The 17,307-nt window shown below is 37.1% G+C and carries 14 protein-coding genes; 1 reads left to right on the plus strand and 13 read right to left on the minus strand.

The genetic code is table 11. From position 1 onward, the window contains the following. From rimP to rpsB, 11 genes are all read right to left on the minus strand, one after another. On the minus strand, positions 1–468 hold the full coding sequence (gene rimP, locus J2Z23_RS02655; protein WP_057986577.1) for a ribosome maturation factor RimP: 468 nt from the start codon (positions 466–468) through the stop codon (positions 1–3). Positions 469–1,118: 650 nt separating this feature from the next. Continuing rightward, entirely contained in the window at positions 1,119–5,453 is a 4,335-nt protein-coding gene (locus J2Z23_RS02660; RefSeq protein ID WP_420798606.1) for a PolC-type DNA polymerase III, read from the minus strand. 276 nt (positions 5,454–5,729) lie between these two features. Next, a complete protein-coding gene (locus J2Z23_RS02665; RefSeq protein WP_209973165.1) occupies positions 5,730–7,439 on the minus strand; it encodes a proline--tRNA ligase in 1,710 nt (569 codons plus the stop codon). Between the two features lie 24 nt (positions 7,440–7,463). Further along, positions 7,464–8,729, minus strand: coding sequence for an RIP metalloprotease RseP (rseP, locus tag J2Z23_RS02670; RefSeq protein WP_057986583.1), 1,266 nt, complete (start codon positions 8,727–8,729; stop codon positions 7,464–7,466). Between the two features lie 15 nt (positions 8,730–8,744). After that, positions 8,745–9,890, minus strand: coding sequence for a 1-deoxy-D-xylulose-5-phosphate reductoisomerase (gene dxr / locus J2Z23_RS02675; RefSeq protein ID WP_209973167.1), 1,146 nt, complete (start codon positions 9,888–9,890; stop codon positions 8,745–8,747). 62 nt (positions 9,891–9,952) lie between these two features. Then, positions 9,953–10,747 (minus strand): phosphatidate cytidylyltransferase, encoded by a 795-nt coding sequence (locus tag J2Z23_RS02680; protein ID WP_057986587.1) that lies wholly within the window; start codon positions 10,745–10,747, stop codon positions 9,953–9,955. After that, positions 10,744–11,541, minus strand: a complete 798-nt coding sequence (locus tag J2Z23_RS02685) for an isoprenyl transferase (protein ID WP_057986590.1) — start codon at positions 11,539–11,541, stop codon at positions 10,744–10,746. The genes J2Z23_RS02680 and J2Z23_RS02685 overlap by 4 nt, the downstream gene beginning before the upstream one ends. Before the next feature lie 565 nt (positions 11,542–12,106). Further along, a complete protein-coding gene (gene frr, locus J2Z23_RS02690) occupies positions 12,107–12,664 on the minus strand; it encodes a ribosome recycling factor (RefSeq protein WP_057986592.1) in 558 nt (185 codons plus the stop codon). Next, complete coding sequence (gene pyrH, locus J2Z23_RS02695) at positions 12,664–13,389, minus strand: UMP kinase (protein WP_057986595.1); 726 nt, start codon at positions 13,387–13,389, stop codon at positions 12,664–12,666. The genes frr and pyrH overlap by 1 nt, the downstream gene beginning before the upstream one ends. Before the next feature lie 198 nt (positions 13,390–13,587). After that, positions 13,588–14,469 carry a translation elongation factor Ts gene (tsf, locus tag J2Z23_RS02700; protein ID WP_057986597.1) on the minus strand — a complete coding sequence of 294 codons (882 nt, stop codon included), beginning with the start codon at positions 14,467–14,469 and terminating at the stop codon, positions 13,588–13,590. 358 nt (positions 14,470–14,827) lie between these two features. Then, complete coding sequence (gene rpsB / locus J2Z23_RS02705) at positions 14,828–15,556, minus strand: 30S ribosomal protein S2 (RefSeq protein ID WP_057986598.1); 729 nt, start codon at positions 15,554–15,556, stop codon at positions 14,828–14,830. 681 nt (positions 15,557–16,237) lie between these two features. Between rpsB and J2Z23_RS02710 the strand changes: the two genes are divergently transcribed. Next, complete coding sequence (locus J2Z23_RS02710) at positions 16,238–16,393, plus strand: hypothetical protein (protein ID WP_209973169.1); 156 nt, start codon at positions 16,238–16,240, stop codon at positions 16,391–16,393. 26 nt (positions 16,394–16,419) lie between these two features. Here J2Z23_RS02710 and J2Z23_RS02715 read toward each other — a convergent pair whose 3' ends face one another. Both J2Z23_RS02715 and J2Z23_RS02720 read right to left on the minus strand, forming a co-directional pair. Then, positions 16,420–16,971: a hypothetical protein gene (locus J2Z23_RS02715; protein ID WP_209973171.1), complete on the minus strand. Its 552-nt coding sequence runs from the start codon at positions 16,969–16,971 to the stop codon at positions 16,420–16,422. 8 nt (positions 16,972–16,979) lie between these two features. Next, positions 16,980–17,300: a hypothetical protein gene (locus J2Z23_RS02720; RefSeq protein ID WP_209973173.1), complete on the minus strand. Its 321-nt coding sequence runs from the start codon at positions 17,298–17,300 to the stop codon at positions 16,980–16,982. Between the last annotated feature and the right edge of the window lie 7 nt (positions 17,301–17,307).

A 17,307-nucleotide genomic window follows, 5' to 3' on the forward strand; every position in this document is an offset into this window, starting at 1 on the left:
TTAAAATTCTACAGCTAATCTAGCTTTTGATACTTTATTTAATGGCAGTTCAATCTTTTTCATTCGTGTTTTTTCTTTCACTTCAAGTGTGAGAATTTGATTATCAAAGGCAGTGAGACGACCTTCAATGGACTTATCACCATCCATCGGTTCATAGAGATTAATGTGTACCATTTTGCCGATTGCCTTCATAAAATCCTTCTCTTTTTTTAGTGGACGTTCTGCTCCGGGTGAAGATACTTCCAAAAAATAATTATGAGGAATTGGATCAATTTCATCTAGTTGTGCACTTAGTCGCTCACTAACAAGACCACATTCTTCAATATCAACGCCATTTTCCTTATCGATAAATAGGCGTAGAAACCAGTTTTTTCCTTCTTTTACATATTCAATATCAACTAATTCTAGTTCCATATCATCAAGAATCGGCCTTGCGAGCTCTTCAACGAGGTCTGTTACTTTGCTCATAATTACCTCCAGAATTTCAAAGTTATAAGTGGTTGTTCAAATAATCCGGTAAAAATGACAATGCGTAATGGGGATCTTTGAATAAAAGCCACATTAGTCTCAAACATCAAAGTCACTACAACACGCATAAATTTAGTTACTTATTCCTCCATGCCGAAAAAAACATTTTTTCATGTGGTGCGGACCCGAGGTATCTTCCTTGTGATCCTGTAACAGGAATAGGGTTTCAATCAAAAGCACCCACGACAATCGCCAACACGGAAGTCAGTACTTCCTGTTCAAGCCCGCTATGCGAAACGGCACCGCCCCAAACTTTCGACGTACAATATGAACTAGTGTCGTTGTTTGCTTAGCGTCAGCCTTTAGCCGACCTGACTCTTTTTATCGGAGTTTTTGAACGCATACTATAATCAAATTTGTTGTGACAATACGAAAGAGTGGGGGGCGCCCACTCTTTTTAACAGAGAGTTATTCATAGTATATCCATAAAAAATATACCACAATCACTAAGTAGTTGCAAACACGAAGCTTGCCATTTCTGAATAGTGAGTAATGTTGATTAAAATGAAAATTCTTAATTACTCCTTGAAACATGAACTTTTTTCTATCTAGCTTTCAACAAGTTATAGATCAGACTCCATTATGGACAATTAAAATAACGATAATTGGTTTTGATCTGGGAGATCCTGCAAAATACCTTGTTGATCAAGATACTCGATAATTGTTTTAGATACTTTTCCGCGTTTTTGCAAATCTTCTTTAGAGAGAAATTCTCCTTCTTCTCGAGCTTTGACGATATTTAAAGCTGCATTCGTGCCGAGCCCTGGAATTGCATTAAAAGGAGGAATTAATGCATCCCCATCAATAATAAAGTCTGTTGCACTAGAACGGTAGAGATCAACTTGCTTAAATTTAAATCCTCTCTCACACATCTCTAACGCAAGTTCCAGTACAGTTAAAACACTCTTTTCCTTTGGAGCTGCATCTAATCCTTTAGCATTAATTTCTTGAATTCGTGTACGAATGGCTTGTGAACCGCGATTCATTGCAATAAGGTCAAAGTCTTCTGCTCTGACAGTAAAATAAGCTGCATAATAATAAAGAGGATGATGAACTTTAAAATAAGCAATTCTTACAGCCATTAACACATACGCAGCTGCGTGAGCCTTTGGGAACATATATTTAATTTTTTTACAAGAATCTATATACCACTCAGGGACATTATTTTTTCTCATTTCTTCTTCCCATTCTGGAGGTAAACCTTTCCCCTTACGAACAGATTCCATAATTTTAAAGGCAAGTGAAGAATCTAACCCTTGGTAAATTAAATAAACCATGATATCATCCCGGCAGCCAATTACCTCTGACAGAGTACATGTTTTGTTATGGATTAATTCTTGGGCATTTCCTAGCCATACGTCGGTTCCGTGAGATAGGCCTGAGATTTGGACAAGTTCTGAAAAAGTGGTAGGTTTTGTGTCCTCTAACATTTGCCGAACAAAACGAGTCCCGAATTCTGGAATACCTAATGTCCCTGTCTTACACATGATCTGTTCTTCTGTCACACCGAGAGATTCCGTACCGGTAAATATTTTCATTACTTCTGCATCGTCCGTAGGTATTGTCTTAGGATCAATACCACTCAAATCTTGCAACATCCTGATAACAGTCGGATCATCGTGTCCAAGTATATCTAGTTTGAGCAGATTGCTGTCGATTGAATGGAAATCATAATGAGTTGTCCTCCACTCTGAGCCTACATCGTCTGCCGGAAACTGAATGGGCGTAAAATCATAAATTTCCATATCGTCTGGGACAACGATGATACCGCCGGGATGCTGTCCTGTCGTTCGTTTAACACCTGTACATCCTTGTACAAGTCGATCGACTTCTGCACCTCTCTGTTGAAGATTATGGTCTTGGGCATAACCTTTCACATAACCATAAGCCGTTTTTTCAGCAACAGTACCAATTGTTCCAGCTCTATAGACATAATCTTCTCCAAACAGAACCTTCGTATAATTATGAGCCTGTGGCTGATATTCTCCAGAAAAGTTAAGATCGATATCAGGAACCTTATCCCCTTTAAATCCAAGGAATGTTTCAAATGGGATATCATGTCCATCTTTTTTATAGGGTGTCCCACAGTTTTCGCAATCTTTATCAGGTAAATCAAAACCAGATCCAACTGAGCCATCATCAAAAAAGATAGAATGCTTACATTCTGGACAGACATAGTGTGGAGGCAGTGGGTTAACCTCGGTAATTTCTGTCATCGTCGCTACTAAAGAGGAACCAACCGAACCCCTTGATCCAACTAGATATCCATCATCCAAAGATTTTTTTACTAATTTATGTGAGATTAGATAGATAACAGCAAAACCGTGTCCAATTATACTTTTTAATTCTTTTTCAAGTCTCGCTTCGATGATCTCTGGTAATGGATCTCCGTAGATGCTCTTCGCTCGACCATAACTCATGGAACGTATTTCCTCTTCGGCCCCTTCAATTTTCGGCGTATATAAGTCATCTTTAATTGGCTTAATCGACTCTAAGGAATCCGTAATTGCGTTAGAGTTCTCCACCACAATTTTACGGGCCTTGTCATCACCTAGAAAAGAAAATTCAGCTAACATTTCATCCGTTGTACGAAAATGAACAGACGGAAGTCGATGACGATTTAATGGATTGGCCCCACCTTGAGAATTGATTAATATTTGCCGATTAATTTTATTTTCCTCATTTAAATAATGCACATTCCCCGTTGCTACAACAGGAATATCCATTTTTTCCCCCATATCAATAATGTTTGTAATGATATCTTCCAAGTCCTTTTGATCTCTGACAAGCTCCATTTCAATTAATGGGGCATACACAGGTTTAGGGTGGACTTCAAAATAATCGTAAAAACTTGCGACTTTTTCTGCCTCTTGGCGTCCTTTTTGCATCATCGCTTCAAAGACTTCGCCCTTGTCACATCCGGAACCAATTACCAAGCCTTCTCGATATTTTTCTAATACAGATCTTGGAATACGAGGTACTCGATAAAAGTAATGAAGATGAGAAATAGAAACTAATTTATATAAATTCTTTAAACCAATTTCATTTTTAGCTAAAATCGTACAATGGTAAGGACGTGCCCGTTTATAGGCTTCTCCTTCTCCCATATAGTCATTAAATTGATCATGATATTCGATTCCTTTTTCAGATGCATCTTTCAACATTTTCAGAAACAAATAACCTGTTGCCTCTGCATCATATATAGCACGGTGATGCTGAGTAAGATCGATATCAAACTTTTTAGCCAAAGTATTTAATCGGTGATTTTTCAATTGTGGGTATAATAATCTTGCGAGCTCTAATGTATCAATGACTGGATTCGTTGATTTTCCAAGGTCATACCTTTGATAACCTGTATTTAAAAATCCCATGTCAAATGATGCATTATGAGCAACATAAATAGCATCTCCTGTCCATTCATGGAACCGATGTAAAACAGCATCGATGTCAGGAGCATTTTGGACCATCTCATCAGTGATTCCTGTAAGATCAATCGTTGTATTGGAAAGTGGATGATGGGGGTTAGCAAAACTTTCGAAAGTATCAACAATCTCTCCACCACGAATCTTAACTGCTGCTAATTCAATAATCGTGTCATATATCGCAGAGAGACCTGTCGTTTCCACGTCAAACACTACAAACTCTGAATCTTCTAATTTAAGATGTATACTATTATAGGCAATCGGTACACCATCATCGACAAGATTGGCTTCCAATCCATAAATGATTTTTATATCATGTTTTTTCCCTGCACTATATGCCTCTGGAAAAGACTGAACAACAGCATGATCCGTTACAGCAATTGCTTTATGTCCCCATTTTTTAGCTTGAGCTACATAATTAGACATCGATGTTAGACCATCCATTTGACTCATGGTTGTGTGTAGATGAAGTTCAACTCTTTTTTCTTCTACCTTGTCAATCCGCTCTTTTGGCTTAACTTCATTTATATCATTCGCAATCATTACTAGATCGCGGACAAAAGTATCGTTCTGAATACTCCCTCGCGCTCTAACCCACATACCCTTTGATACTTGTTTGAGAATTTCCGCATCTTCTTTATCTCTAGAAAACATTTTAACAAGTATCGAATCCGTATAGTCTGTTATTTTAAATGTTAAAAGTGTACGCCCACTCCGAAGTTCTCTTGTTTCTGCATCAAAAATATAGCCCTCCACAGTGATTCTTCTTTCTTCATCAACTATATTTTTTAGACTTATGATTTCTTCTGTCGGATTGATTGTTATTCCAATAGTTAGGGGGCCACTAGGGATTCCTTTTCTACTTTCTTTTTCAGTTTCCTGTTTCTGCATCTCGATTACAGCTTGCTTAGCCCTTTCTTCATCCTCTTTTTGCTTTGCTTCAAGGAATTTCTGATAATCATCATTTGTTTCATCTTGATTCATTATCTGACCATCCAATTGCAAAGCAGGAAAGCCGAATTTCCTAAAAATGTCTTGAATGATTTGGCTGTATTTACGTTTTAAAGTTTGCAATTCCGTATCATTTCTAGCATTGATTAAGATGATATTCCCATTTACTTGTGGTACCTGATTATTTAATAAGGATAATAATACTGGGGATATACCATCTAGTTCTTTAAGGCAATGAGTCCAATAGGCCTGTACCGTTTCTTCCGTAACGGTGGATTCTTCTGTTGAAATTTCAAAACTAATAGATGCAATATGTTGAAAAGACTGTTGCAGTCTTTGAGCAAATTGAATAAATAATTCATATGGAAGTACTTTTTTAAATTGAAAAGAAAAATGCCATTTTTTTTGTGTTCGATCTACAACTAATTTCGTAATTTCGGCATGCTGAAAATAAGGAACATTTACATCAGCAGTCAGTTCTAATTGTTGTAATAGTACTTGAAATCTCTCTCTTCTAGAGGCGGGATCATTAGCCATTTTTCTCTCTCCCATCCTTTATAATGATTTTCTAACGGAATATGGTACCCTTTTAGAAGCTGTTCAAAAAACTGGTAAAAATGCCGCTTTGAATAATAAAGTCATTTCTACTAAGGAACGCCAACGTCCCAGGACAACGCAGAAGTGAATACATCCTGTACAAGTCTGCTGATCGAAGTCTTGCCACTTCGAACTTTCGATGTACAGGATGTACTACTATCATGATGTTGCTATTGACGTCAGCACCTTTAGCCAAACTCATTTTGAGCATGAACCTAAAGGTATCTTGAATTACTCACCACTTTTTAATAATTGGGCAATTGTCGCTTGTAGATCGGATTTTTCAATCTCCAATACTTCATTTGAATTTCTTATTTTAACTTCAAGGATGCCGTCTGTAGCTTTTTTACCAACTGTGACTCTTATCGGCAAACCAATTAAATCAGCATCTTTAAATTTAACACCTGGACGTTCTAAACGATCATCCATTAATACCTCAAAGCCTTGCGACTGCAATTCTTGATATAAACTTTCAGTTAGGTCTTTTTGTTGTTCATTCTTCATATTGATCGGAATCAAATGAACTTGATATGGAGCAATATTTTTTGGCCATTTCAGTCCATTTTCATCGTTGTATTGTTCAGCAATAGCAGAAAGGGTACGCGAAACTCCAATTCCATAGCACCCCATTATAATGCTTTGTGCTTTTCCATTTTCATCTAAATATTTAGCTTCTAATGCGTCACTATATTTTGTTCCTAATTTAAAAATATGCCCTACCTCAATTCCACGAGCAAAACGAATCGTGCCATTCCCATCTGGTGAAGGGTCTCCCTCTTGTATAAAGCGTAGATCTGCATATTCATCTACTTTAAAATCTCTTTCAGGTATAACACCAGTAAAATGGTACCCCTCTTCATTTGCACCACATACAGCATTTATCATCGACTGTATGGCAAGATCAGCATAGATTTTAACTTCTTTTGGCAATTGAACAGGTCCAATTGAACCTACTGAACATCCTAGTAGTTTTTCAACACTGGCATGCTCTGCTAGCTCAACGGAATCAGCCTGTAATAAATTTTTCACTTTTATATCATTAATTTCATGATCCCCACGGACAAGGATCAATACAAATTCTCCATCAACATTAAAAACAAGCGATTTTATACACTGCTCTGCTGCAACTTTTAAAAAGGAAGATACCTCTTCAATCGTTTTTTGATTTGGCGTTTCTACCTTTGTTAATATTTGTTCAGCTTCAGTTGGTCGCTCATATGTACGTTTTACGTCAGCCATTTCAATATTTGCGGCATATGAGGAGGAGTCAGAATAAGCAATCGTATCTTCACCGATCTCTGATAAGACCATAAATTCTTGTGTATCTTTTCCGCCGATTGCTCCTGAATCAGCTAGAACAGCACGAAAATCTAAACCACATCTTGAGAAGATATTATTATAAGCTTCGTAGATTTTATCATAAACTTTATCAAGGCTTTCTTGACTAGCGTGGAAGGAATAGGCATCCTTCATAATAAACTCACGTCCACGTAACAGACCAAATCTTGGGCGTTTTTCATCACGGAATTTCGTTTGGATTTGGTATAAAGTTAGTGGAAGGCGTTTATATGATTTCAGTTCATCTTTCACAATCGAAGTAATTACTTCTTCATGAGTAGGTCCCAGCGCGAACTCACGTCCATGCCTATCTTCCATGCGCATTAACTCTGCCCCATAGCTATCCCAACGGCCTGATTCCTGCCATAGCTCAGCTGGTTGCAATGTAGGCATTAAAATTTCCGCCGCCCCAGCGTTTTCCATTTCTTCCCTAATAATCTTTTCTATTTTATCTAACGTTCGTTTGGCTAGTGGCATATAAGTATACACACCACTAGCCGTTTGTTTAATAAACCCTGCGCGAAGAAGGAGCTGATGGCTTTTTACTTCTGCATCAGCAGGAACTTCACGAAGTGTAGGAATTAACGTCATACTTTGTCTCATCTTGGCACCTCGACTTTTACAATATTAATGTATAAAAAATCTCTGAATATCATTCCAGGTAACAACAATCATTAGTAGCATAAGCAACGCAAAGCCGATAAAATGAACAACACCCTCCATTTGCCGATCGACAGGTTTTCCTCTCAAAGCTTCCACTCCAAAAAATAAGAGCCGTCCACCATCAAGAGCAGGAATAGGTAAAAGATTCATAATACCTAGGTTAATGCTGAGTAAACCAGTCCAGCGAAGAAGGTTTAACAGCCCTGTTTTCGCAACTGTTTCAGTTGTTTTATAAATTCCAACTGGGCCAGAGAGCATATCTATAGAGAAATTCCCTGTTACAAGTTGTCCGAGTAACTTAAAAATTTCAATTGTCATTAAATACGTTTCTTGAAAACCACTTAATGCAATCTTACTAAAGGATTTATCTAATTCTGCCTGAACCCCAATTAAACCAATCGGCTCACTTTCTTCCACCTCTTGTTTTTCTGGAACAACAGGAATTTCTAATGTTTGTTGGTCTCTTTCAATCGTGAATAATAATTCTTCATTTGGATGTGCTCTCACAATGGTTGTCATGTCGGTAAATGACTTTACTTCAGAGCCATCGATACTTAAGACGATATCACCTTCTTGAAATCCAGCTTCTTTTGCTGGACTATCTGGCAATATATTTCCAAAAACAGCTTCTTTCACAGGCACCCCTTGGATCATAGAGATAACTGTGAAAACAACTACAGCTAAAATAAAATTAAACAATGGGCCAGCGAAAATTGTCATCGCTCTGCTACTAAGCTTTTTCGAAGCAAATTGGCGATCCCATGGCGCGATTTGAGTTTCAGTTTGATTCTCTACAATGACGGCTTCACGAGAAAGTTGGAAAGTTTGTAGCAAATCATCTTCAACATCCTCATATCCACTAATAAATAATTGATGTTCTAAGTCAGCTTTTTCCACTTCAATGGTTCGGGCATTTGGAAAGCGATCACGGCCATTCAGAATTATTTTCGTGACAATCTCATTATCATCAAGGAGGAGACCAATTCTATGACCTGGTTTAATTTCTGCCATTTCTGGATCCTCGCCAGCCATTCTGACATATCCGCCAATAGGAAGTAATCGAATTGTATATATTGTCTCGTTCTTTTTATAAGAAAAAACCTTTGGACCAAAACCGATAGCAAATTCTCTTACTAAAATTCCCGCTCTTTTTGCAAAAATAAAGTGTCCAAATTCATGGAAAAATACTAGAGCCCCGAAAATGATAATAAACGATATAATTGTATTCAACCGGCATAACCACCTTTATAAAGAGAGTGAATGAACATAATTTCTAGTTTCGGTATCAACTTCCCGAATAGTTAATAAATCAGGATTTTTAATATGTTGATGATGTGTGAGGGCTTTTTCTATTAAAGTTTCAATCATTAAAAAGGAAATTTTACCATTTAGAAACTGGTTCACTGCCACTTCATTTGCTGCATTTAATACGGTTGGCATAGAGCCTCCTATCTTACCCGCCTCATAGGCAAATCGCAAACATGGAAAACGTTCTGTATCCATTTCTTCAAAATGAAGTTTCCCGATTTTTACAAGATCAAGTGACTCCCCATTCTGGAGAGGTAATCGTTCCGGATAACTAAGTGCATATTGAATCGGAACTTTCATATCCGGACTCCCTAATTGAGCTATAACACTACTATCATGATACTCAACCATTGAGTGAATAATACTTTCTCTATGCTGGATGACGTCAATTTGATCATAAGCAATTCCGAACAACCAATAAGCTTCAATTACCTCTAATCCTTTATTCATCATTGTAGCAGAATCAATCGTTATTTTGGACCCCATTGACCAATTTGGGTGGGCTAAGGCTTGCTCGACTGTCACTTCTCTAAGCTCTTCCCTTGTAAGATCTCTGAAGCTTCCACCTGAAGCAGTAAGAATTAATCGTGATACATTTCCCTTACTTTCCCCATTCAGGCATTGAAAAATAGCCGAGTGCTCACTGTCAACCGGAATGATCGGTACTTGCTTTTGCTTTGCCACGTCCATAACAATATGACCAGCCGTCACGAGTGTTTCTTTGTTGGCTAGTCCAATCGTTTTCCCCGCTTCAATCGCCATTAAGGTTGGCTCTAAACCAACACTTCCCATTACAGCATTTATTACAATATCCACCTTACTATGAACAGCCGCATCGATTAGTCCATCGTTCCCATATGAAATTGTAATGTGGGGAAATTCACTTTTCAATTGTTCACAATGTGCTTTTTCCTGTACGGAGACAAATTGAGGTTTGAATTCTGTAATAATTTTTCTTGTTAAATCTATATTTCTTCCTGACGACATTGACACTAATTTATAATACTCAGGATTATTTCTAATAATATCAAGGGTTTGCGTCCCAATTGAACCGGTCGCACCTAATAAACCTATTAACTTCATTATGTTCTCTCCTTATAGCTAAAAGCACATCTGGATAATTTTTATTGGTCTCAGTTCCCCTATTAAGGGAGCTTGGTTAATAAAAAGTACAATAGTGGTAATACAAATAGCCAACTGTCACATCGATCTAACATCCCACCATGTCCTGGAAAAATCCGCCCTGAATCTTTGACAGCAAAATGGCGTTTCAAAGCAGATTCAGCCAAGTCACCTAGTTGTCCAAATATTGACAGGATTACTGTGATAATTAACAATTTAACAGTAGTTACTGGAATATTAGTGAAAATGGCAAAAACAATCGCAACTAAAATAGCTGATAGAATTCCGCCAATAAAACCACCAATTGTTTTATTAGGACTAATTTCTGGCCAAAGTTTACGTTTCCCCAAATATTTACCAACAAAATAAGCCCCTGAATCTGTCATCCATACAACGAGTAAGGCAAAAAATAATAATACAAGTCCTTGTTCTCTAATTTGGACCATGTAGTAAAAACCTATTCCAATGTAAAATATCGAAAAAAAGGAAAAACCGGCTTGATCAAAATTAAAGTTATTTTTTACGATGACCGTATAAGAGAGTAAAATTAACACTATAACAAAGGATATCTCCATTTTCGACAAACTAAAAAGATAGAGTTTATCATATAAATGAGGAGGCAACAGAAATATCCAGAGGAACAACGTTGCTAATGCTCCATGAAAAGAAAAAATAGATAATTTCCTCATTTGTAATAGTTCATAGAGAGCAATAGTTGCCATCACATAAGTCAATAATAAAAATGGTATGCCTCCAATAATGACCATTGGTATAAAAATAGCTATTAGTATAGCTGCAGTAATGATTCTTTCCTTCATCTTTTGGACTCCTCTTCATTTAATCCACCATATCGTCTTGTTCGCTGTTGAAAGGCTTCGACAGCTTCGATAAGTTGTGTTTCAGAAAAATCCGGCCATAATACATCGGTAAACCATAATTCGGTATAGGCGATTTGCCAAAGCATAAAATTACTTAATCGCAGTTCTCCACTAGTTCGTATTAGTAAATCCGGATCAGTTAGAGATTGAGTCATTAAATAGCGTGAAAAACACGAGTCAGTAATTTCATCAGGCGTTAATTTATTATTTTTAACATCATCAGCTAAATTTTTGACTGCATCAATGATCTCAGCTCTTCCACCATAATTTAATGCAAAATTCAAATTTAAACCCGTATTTCCTTTTGTTTTCTCTATTGCATCATCCACCACTCTCTTTGTCTTTGCAGGAAGCCGACTTCTATCTCCAATCATCGTAACTCGCACATTTTCTTCGATTAATTCCGGTAAAAAACTGCCTAAAAATTCCTCTGGCAGTCCCATTAAATAATCGACCTCGAATTTTGGTCGTTTCCAATTTTCGGTTGAAAATGCATATAAGGTTAATGTTTTGATATTTAGTTGATTAGCCAGCATCGTAATCTTTCTAACAGTCCTCATTCCCTCGTGATGACCAGCAACACGAGGTAAAGCTCGTTTTTTCGCCCATCTTCCATTACCGTCCATAATTATCGCCACATGTTCTGGAATGGGGTGTGCTAATATTTTTGTTACCCTCTCGTTAATCGTGGTTTGTTTTTCGGGGGTATTCCATAATTTTATTTTTTTAAACATGAAAGGGTCCTCCATCAGCGCTTCATCCTATTTGGCCTTAATCCATATCTTACCATAGGATGGAAGGCGTATCATACACTTTCTATTATTTATGCAATAACCATGGATACTATTATAAAGAAAAAATTACTTTTTGGATAGTAACTCATCCAAGAAGTATAAAAGCTCAAGAAATTGTTTAACAACGTACACAATTTTAGCACTGACAAAACCGATTAAAGGTAGCAGATATTCTAGAAGCAGAAGATCCTTCAAAAATCAATTTATTATGTATCGGTGCTGCAATACCGATGGAATTACCGCTTGAAAGCCACTTGTTTTGAACACCAAAAGCTGGTTAAACAAAAAGAGAATGAATCGGTAGGAAACGAAAACTTGCTAATTGCCAGATACTAGTGTTAAAGCATTCCTTTTCACTTAGGTACCAAACCTATGATTTCTATCCAGTTTCGGTCATCAAGTTACTTGAATCCGAAAGCTGAAATATAAAACTTTGGTCAGAAAATGGGATTAAAGAATAAAAAGCTCCCAATATATATAAATTGGGAGCTGGTTATTTAAGGGATCATACCTCAAGTACTTCTTGTTCTTTTTCCTTTGTAATCGCATCAATTTGGTTAATATGCTCATCTGTTATTTTTTGAATATCATTTGTGTAACCACGAAGCTCATCTTCCGTAATATCACCTGATTTTTCAAGCTTCTTAAGGTCCTCATTTCCATCACGTCTGATATTTCGTATCACTATTTTAGCATTTTCAGATTCCTTTTTCACAAGCTTGACTAGCTCTTTCCTGCGTTCCTCAGTAAGTTGCGGGATCGTCAGTCTAATTAATGAACCGTCATTAGCTGGATTCAAACCAAGATCTGATTTTAAAATAGCTTTTTCTATATCGCCAATAATGGTCTTATCATATGGTTGTATAACCAACATTCTTGCTTCTGGAACAGAAATGGACGCCATTTGATTAATTGGCGTTGGTGCGCCATAATAGTCTACCGAAATTTTATCTAATAGAGATGCATTGGCACGTCCAGCCCGGATACTTGAAAGATCTCTTTTATATGATTGAATCGATTTTTCCATTTTGTCTTTAGTACTAGAAATAACTTGATTTGTCATTATTCCTTCCCCCTAACTAAAGTTCCAATTTGTTCACCCATAACAGCTCTCTTCACGTTTCCACTTTCTGTAAACGAGAAAACGATAAGTGGGATATCATTATCCATACATAAAGATGAAGCAGTAGAATCCATAACTCCCAAACCTTCTTTTAAGACGTCTAAATAAGAAAGCTGTTCATATTTCTTAGCATCTTTATCAAGCTTAGGATCAGCGTTATAAACACCATCGACATTGTTTTTCGCCATTAGAATTACCTCAGCTTCAATTTCAGCAGCTCTTAAGGCAGCAGTTGTATCTGTGGAGAAGTAAGGATTTCCGGTTCCAGCCGCAAAAATAACAACCCGCTGTTTCTCTAAATGACGAATTGCTCTTCTTCTAATATAAGGTTCAGCTACTTGACGCATATCAATTGATGTTTGAACACGCGTTTCAATTCCAAGTTGTTCGAGGCTATCTTGCAAGGCCAATGAATTCATTACTGTTGCCAGCATTCCCATATAATCGGCATTAGCGCGGTCCATACCCATTTCACTACCAATTTTTCCACGCCAAATATTTCCTCCACCGACAACAACAGCTATCTCAACACCTAATTCTGCAACTTCTTTTATTTGACTAGCAATCGACTTAATAACAGAGGGATTTATTCCAAATCCTTCCGCTCCCGCCAAAGCCTCGCCACTGAGTTTAAGAACCACTCTCTTGTATTTTGGCTTGTCCATATGAACCTCCATATTGTAATCTCTTATGTATCTTTTTTAAAATAGGGAACACAGCTGTGCTCCCTATTTTAAAAAGCGTAAACACTCATTTAGCGATATACAAACTTATAGAAATTCTAATATGATGGGTAGGTGACCACCTTCTAAAAAGCTTACTATCGCAGAGTGCTAGTCGCTGTTTTTAGACTTTTAGTAAAATTATTTTTTAATTTGGCTCATAACTTCTTCTGCGAAGTTTTCTTGGCGTTTTTCAAGGCCTTCACCGACTTCATAACGTACAAAGTCTTGGACAGTTGCTCCTTTTGACTCAACGAATTTGCGAACTTTTTGATCAGGATCTTTTACAAAAGATTGGTCAAGTAGGCAGATTTGTTCGAAGAATTTTCCTAAACGTCCTTCAACCATTTTTTCAACGATTTTTTCAGGTTTTCCTTCATTAAGAGCTTGTTGAGTTAATACTTGACGCTCACGATCAACTTCTTCTGCTGAAACTTGGTCACGAGAGATATATTTAGGATTAATTGCGGCAATATGCATAGCAACATCTTTTGCCACATTCTGATCAGTTGTTCCTTCAAGTACAGTTAGCACACCGATTCTTCCACCCATATGCAAATATTCACCGAATGCACCTTGATCAGATTTCGTTTTCACTGCAAAACGGCGTAGAGTAATCTTTTCACCGATTTTTGCAATTGCACTGTTAATATACTCACTAACGACTTGACCATTAGCCATTTTTTGTTCTAGAGCTGCTTCAACAGATGCCGGCTCATTATTAAGTAAATGTTCAGCTAGTTCTTTTACAAGTTCTTGGAAAGTTTCGTTTTTAGCAACAAAGTCAGTTTCAGCATTCACTTCAAGAATAACAGCTTTGTTTCCTTCACTTAAAATGAAGGTAGTTCCTTCTGCCGCAATTCGATCCGCTTTTTTAGCTGCTGAAGCAATCCCTTTTTCGCGAAGAAAATCAATTGCTTCTTCCATATTACCATTTGTTTCAGTTAAAGCCTTTTTACAATCAAGCATTCCTGCGCCAGTTTTTTCACGCAGTTCTTTTACCATTTGTGCAGTAATTGCCATATTATAGTCCTCCCTATTCTGCTGTCAATTTTTAAGTATTAAAGGAATCTTATCTTTTAAAAAAGGTGATAAGTGTTTACCACTCCATCACCTTTGTTCGTCACGATTATGAATTGGTCTGTCTCGCAACACTATTAATATGTGTTCAAAAATAAGGTGAAAGCGACCGGGTGTTCAAGGTGGCACGGTTTCAAGCAGTCCAATGTATTTAGTTAGATACATGAGCAACAGAGAAACTAGCCAACAAACTTGCTCTAGTGTATGGTGACTTCTACATTCGACACAGGATGAGTCGCCTTCAATTGAAGATCTCCATACCTTAGCCCCATTTTCACCAATATTTTCTGAACATCATCTATTAAACGTTAGCAGTATCAGATGCTTCCTCAGCTTCTTCAACTTCAACTTCTTTTTGAGCTTCAAGCAAAGCATCAGCCATTTTTGAAGTTAATAATTTAACCGCACGAATCGCATCGTCATTTGCTGGGATTACATAGTCAATTTCATCTGGATCACAGTTTGTATCAACAATACCTACGATTGGAATATTTAGTTTGCGTGCTTCTGCAACAGCAATTCTTTCCTTACGTGGGTCAATAATAAAAATAGCATCTGGAAGATCTTTCATGTCTTTAATTCCACCCAAGAAGCGTACAAGTCGATCATATTCTTTCTTCAACATAACAACTTCTTTTTTAGGTAGTACTTCAAACGTACCATCTTCTTCCATTTTTTCAATTGCTTTCAAACGCTCAATTCTAGATTGGATGGTTTCAAAGTTAGTAAGAGTTCCACCAAGCCAGCGATGGTTTACATAATAATGCCCTGCACGTTCAGCTTCTTCTTTGACAGATTCTTGAGCTTGTTTTTTAGTTCCTACGAAAAGAACTTTTCCATTATTCTCAGCAAGCTCTCTCATAAAGTTATAAGCTTCCTCAACCTTCTTAACTGTCTTTTGAAGGTCAATAATATAAATACCGTTACGCTCCGTGAAAATGTATTTTTTCATTTTAGGATTCCAACGGCGTGTTTGGTGTCCGAAATGTACACCTGCTTCTAATAATTGTTTCATTGAAATGACTGACATTCCTATTTCCTCCTTGGTTTTTGATCCTCCGCTCTGGTCATTTTTTGCGCAAACTGTTCAGAATTTGACTCAGGTTATTTGATCCCGAGGGGCTAGGCTTTGGAGCTAGATCAAAAGAGCAAGCATCCTTCTGCCTTAGAACAGCACCTTGCAACAAAATCGCAGAACGTGTGTATTAACACCATCAATGAATATAGCATAAACTAAACAGCATATCAAGTATTAAGAATTATAAGTTCATCTATTTTTTCATGAGGCTGGGACAAAAGTGTCTTCGCTTGAGTAAAGTCCGAACTATTAGCGTGAAAATAACCCACTCCGGAAATATACTTCGCTTCCGAAGGCCTACAGGATGGGGGCATGCAGGCGTTGCGACGTACCAGGAAGTACTAGTGTAGGTGAAGCAACAGGAAGTTGCGCTTTGAGCCTGCCGCCAGGACGGCGCGAACTTAGCTTGCTTTCCCTAGTGTCAAGCCTCCTCAGGCTTAGCATTTTAGTTATGTCCTTTCAAGTAAAAAGTAGTCTATCTTTCACTATAATCAAGCCTAAAAATAAACGAGTAAAGTTACATAACCTAAATTTTAATATGATGGTAGATAATTTTAACGATTAGTTCTGCTAAACTTTATTGGTCATTCTTTTTAATGAATCCTTCTTAGGGGGCCAATGTCCTGTATGGGAATGAATGAATCAATCCTTCATTATGATATGTCTACCAAAACTGTTGCTAGGATCACAACGATTTATGAGTTTGCCCCTTTTATTTGTAAAAAACAAAAAAAAGCATTCGAAGAGCTGATTTATCACTCAAAATTTCGAATGCCTGATCCTAATTAAAACATTTGATTGTTTTAAAACAAAAATTAAGAATGCATGTTTTTAAATTTTAAAGCGAGTGTTACTTCCGTTTTTCCTTTGTTTAATCGCTGAGCAATTTCCTCGATAGACAAGCCCTTAGCATGAAGGGAGTGAACTTGATCCGTAAATAAATTTTCATCGGACAAAGTTTCTATACCCCCCTCAATATCCCCTTCATTCTCTTTCATTTCCAACTGCTCAGCATAATTTACAAGATAGGCTTTTTCCGCTTGCATTCTCGTAAAGTTTTTCATTTCGACTCCTGGTTGATAATCCTCTTGTTGGTTTTCTCTCTCAACGGTTTCTTCGCTTTTATCGTCACCCATATCCTTAGCCTGTTGTGTTTTACGTAGGTCATCCAACTTAGACATAAAAAATTGGTTCTCTTCCTTAATTTCTAATAAAAAGCTTGTCATTAATTCTTCTGTCTCTGCTTGCACTTTTTGCTGGGCTTTTTCCATCTCCATTAGCCGATTTTGTCGCATATATAATAATACAACAGTAAAAATTAAAATTGCGTTTAAAACAAATAAAAGGAAGATTAATGCACTTGTCAATTGTATCCCTACCCACTATAATCTATTCTTTTTCCTTTATAAGGATGTTTTTCATTAGCCGATTTTTTTTCAGATATTTGCTCCCTTTTATTTAAATTGGAATGATGATTTTTTTGATCCTTAGGAGCACCATCTTCGTTTCTTAATCGAACCTCATCATTCTCATCCAAACTATTTACTCTTTTTCGCTCTATTTCCGTTTTATCCTTTGATTCTTCCTTAGCTTGTTCGGACATAATCTGTCCTCTTTGCTGTAACTGTTCTGTTATCTTCCCTGCTTCCATTGTTCTAGGGAGTGCTACCTGCAATTCAATTAATTTTAAACTCATGGACTGC

Origin of the sequence: Lederbergia galactosidilytica (genome assembly GCF_017873565.1) — a bacterium.
GTDB classification, from domain to species: domain Bacteria; phylum Bacillota; class Bacilli; order Bacillales; family Bacillaceae_C; genus Lederbergia; species Lederbergia galactosidilytica.

Bases quoted from the DNA above. Each gene is read 5' to 3' on its own strand.
- rimP (WP_057986577.1), bottom strand. From the start codon at position 468: ATGAGCAAAGTAACAGACCTCGTTGAAGAGCTCGCAAGGCCGATTCTT.
- J2Z23_RS02660 (WP_420798606.1), bottom strand. From the start codon at position 5,453: ATGGGAGAGAGAAAAATGGCTAATGATCCCGCCTCTAGAAGAGAGAGA.
- J2Z23_RS02665 (WP_209973165.1), bottom strand. From the start codon at position 7,439: ATGAGACAAAGTATGACGTTAATTCCTACACTTCGTGAAGTTCCTGCT.
- dxr (WP_209973167.1), bottom strand. From the start codon at position 9,890: ATGAAGTTAATAGGTTTATTAGGTGCGACCGGTTCAATTGGGACGCAA.
- J2Z23_RS02680 (WP_057986587.1), bottom strand. From the start codon at position 10,747: ATGAAGGAAAGAATCATTACTGCAGCTATACTAATAGCTATTTTTATA.
- J2Z23_RS02685 (WP_057986590.1), bottom strand. From the start codon at position 11,541: ATGTTTAAAAAAATAAAATTATGGAATACCCCCGAAAAACAAACCACG.
- frr (WP_057986592.1), bottom strand. From the start codon at position 12,664: ATGACAAATCAAGTTATTTCTAGTACTAAAGACAAAATGGAAAAATCG.
- pyrH (WP_057986595.1), bottom strand. From the start codon at position 13,389: ATGGACAAGCCAAAATACAAGAGAGTGGTTCTTAAACTCAGTGGCGAG.
- tsf (WP_057986597.1), bottom strand. From the start codon at position 14,469: ATGGCAATTACTGCACAAATGGTAAAAGAACTGCGTGAAAAAACTGGC.
- rpsB (WP_057986598.1), bottom strand. From the start codon at position 15,556: ATGTCAGTCATTTCAATGAAACAATTATTAGAAGCAGGTGTACATTTC.
- J2Z23_RS02710 (WP_209973169.1), top strand. From the start codon at position 16,238: ATGAATGAATCAATCCTTCATTATGATATGTCTACCAAAACTGTTGCT.
- J2Z23_RS02720 (WP_209973173.1), bottom strand. From the start codon at position 17,300: ATGAGTTTAAAATTAATTGAATTGCAGGTAGCACTCCCTAGAACAATG.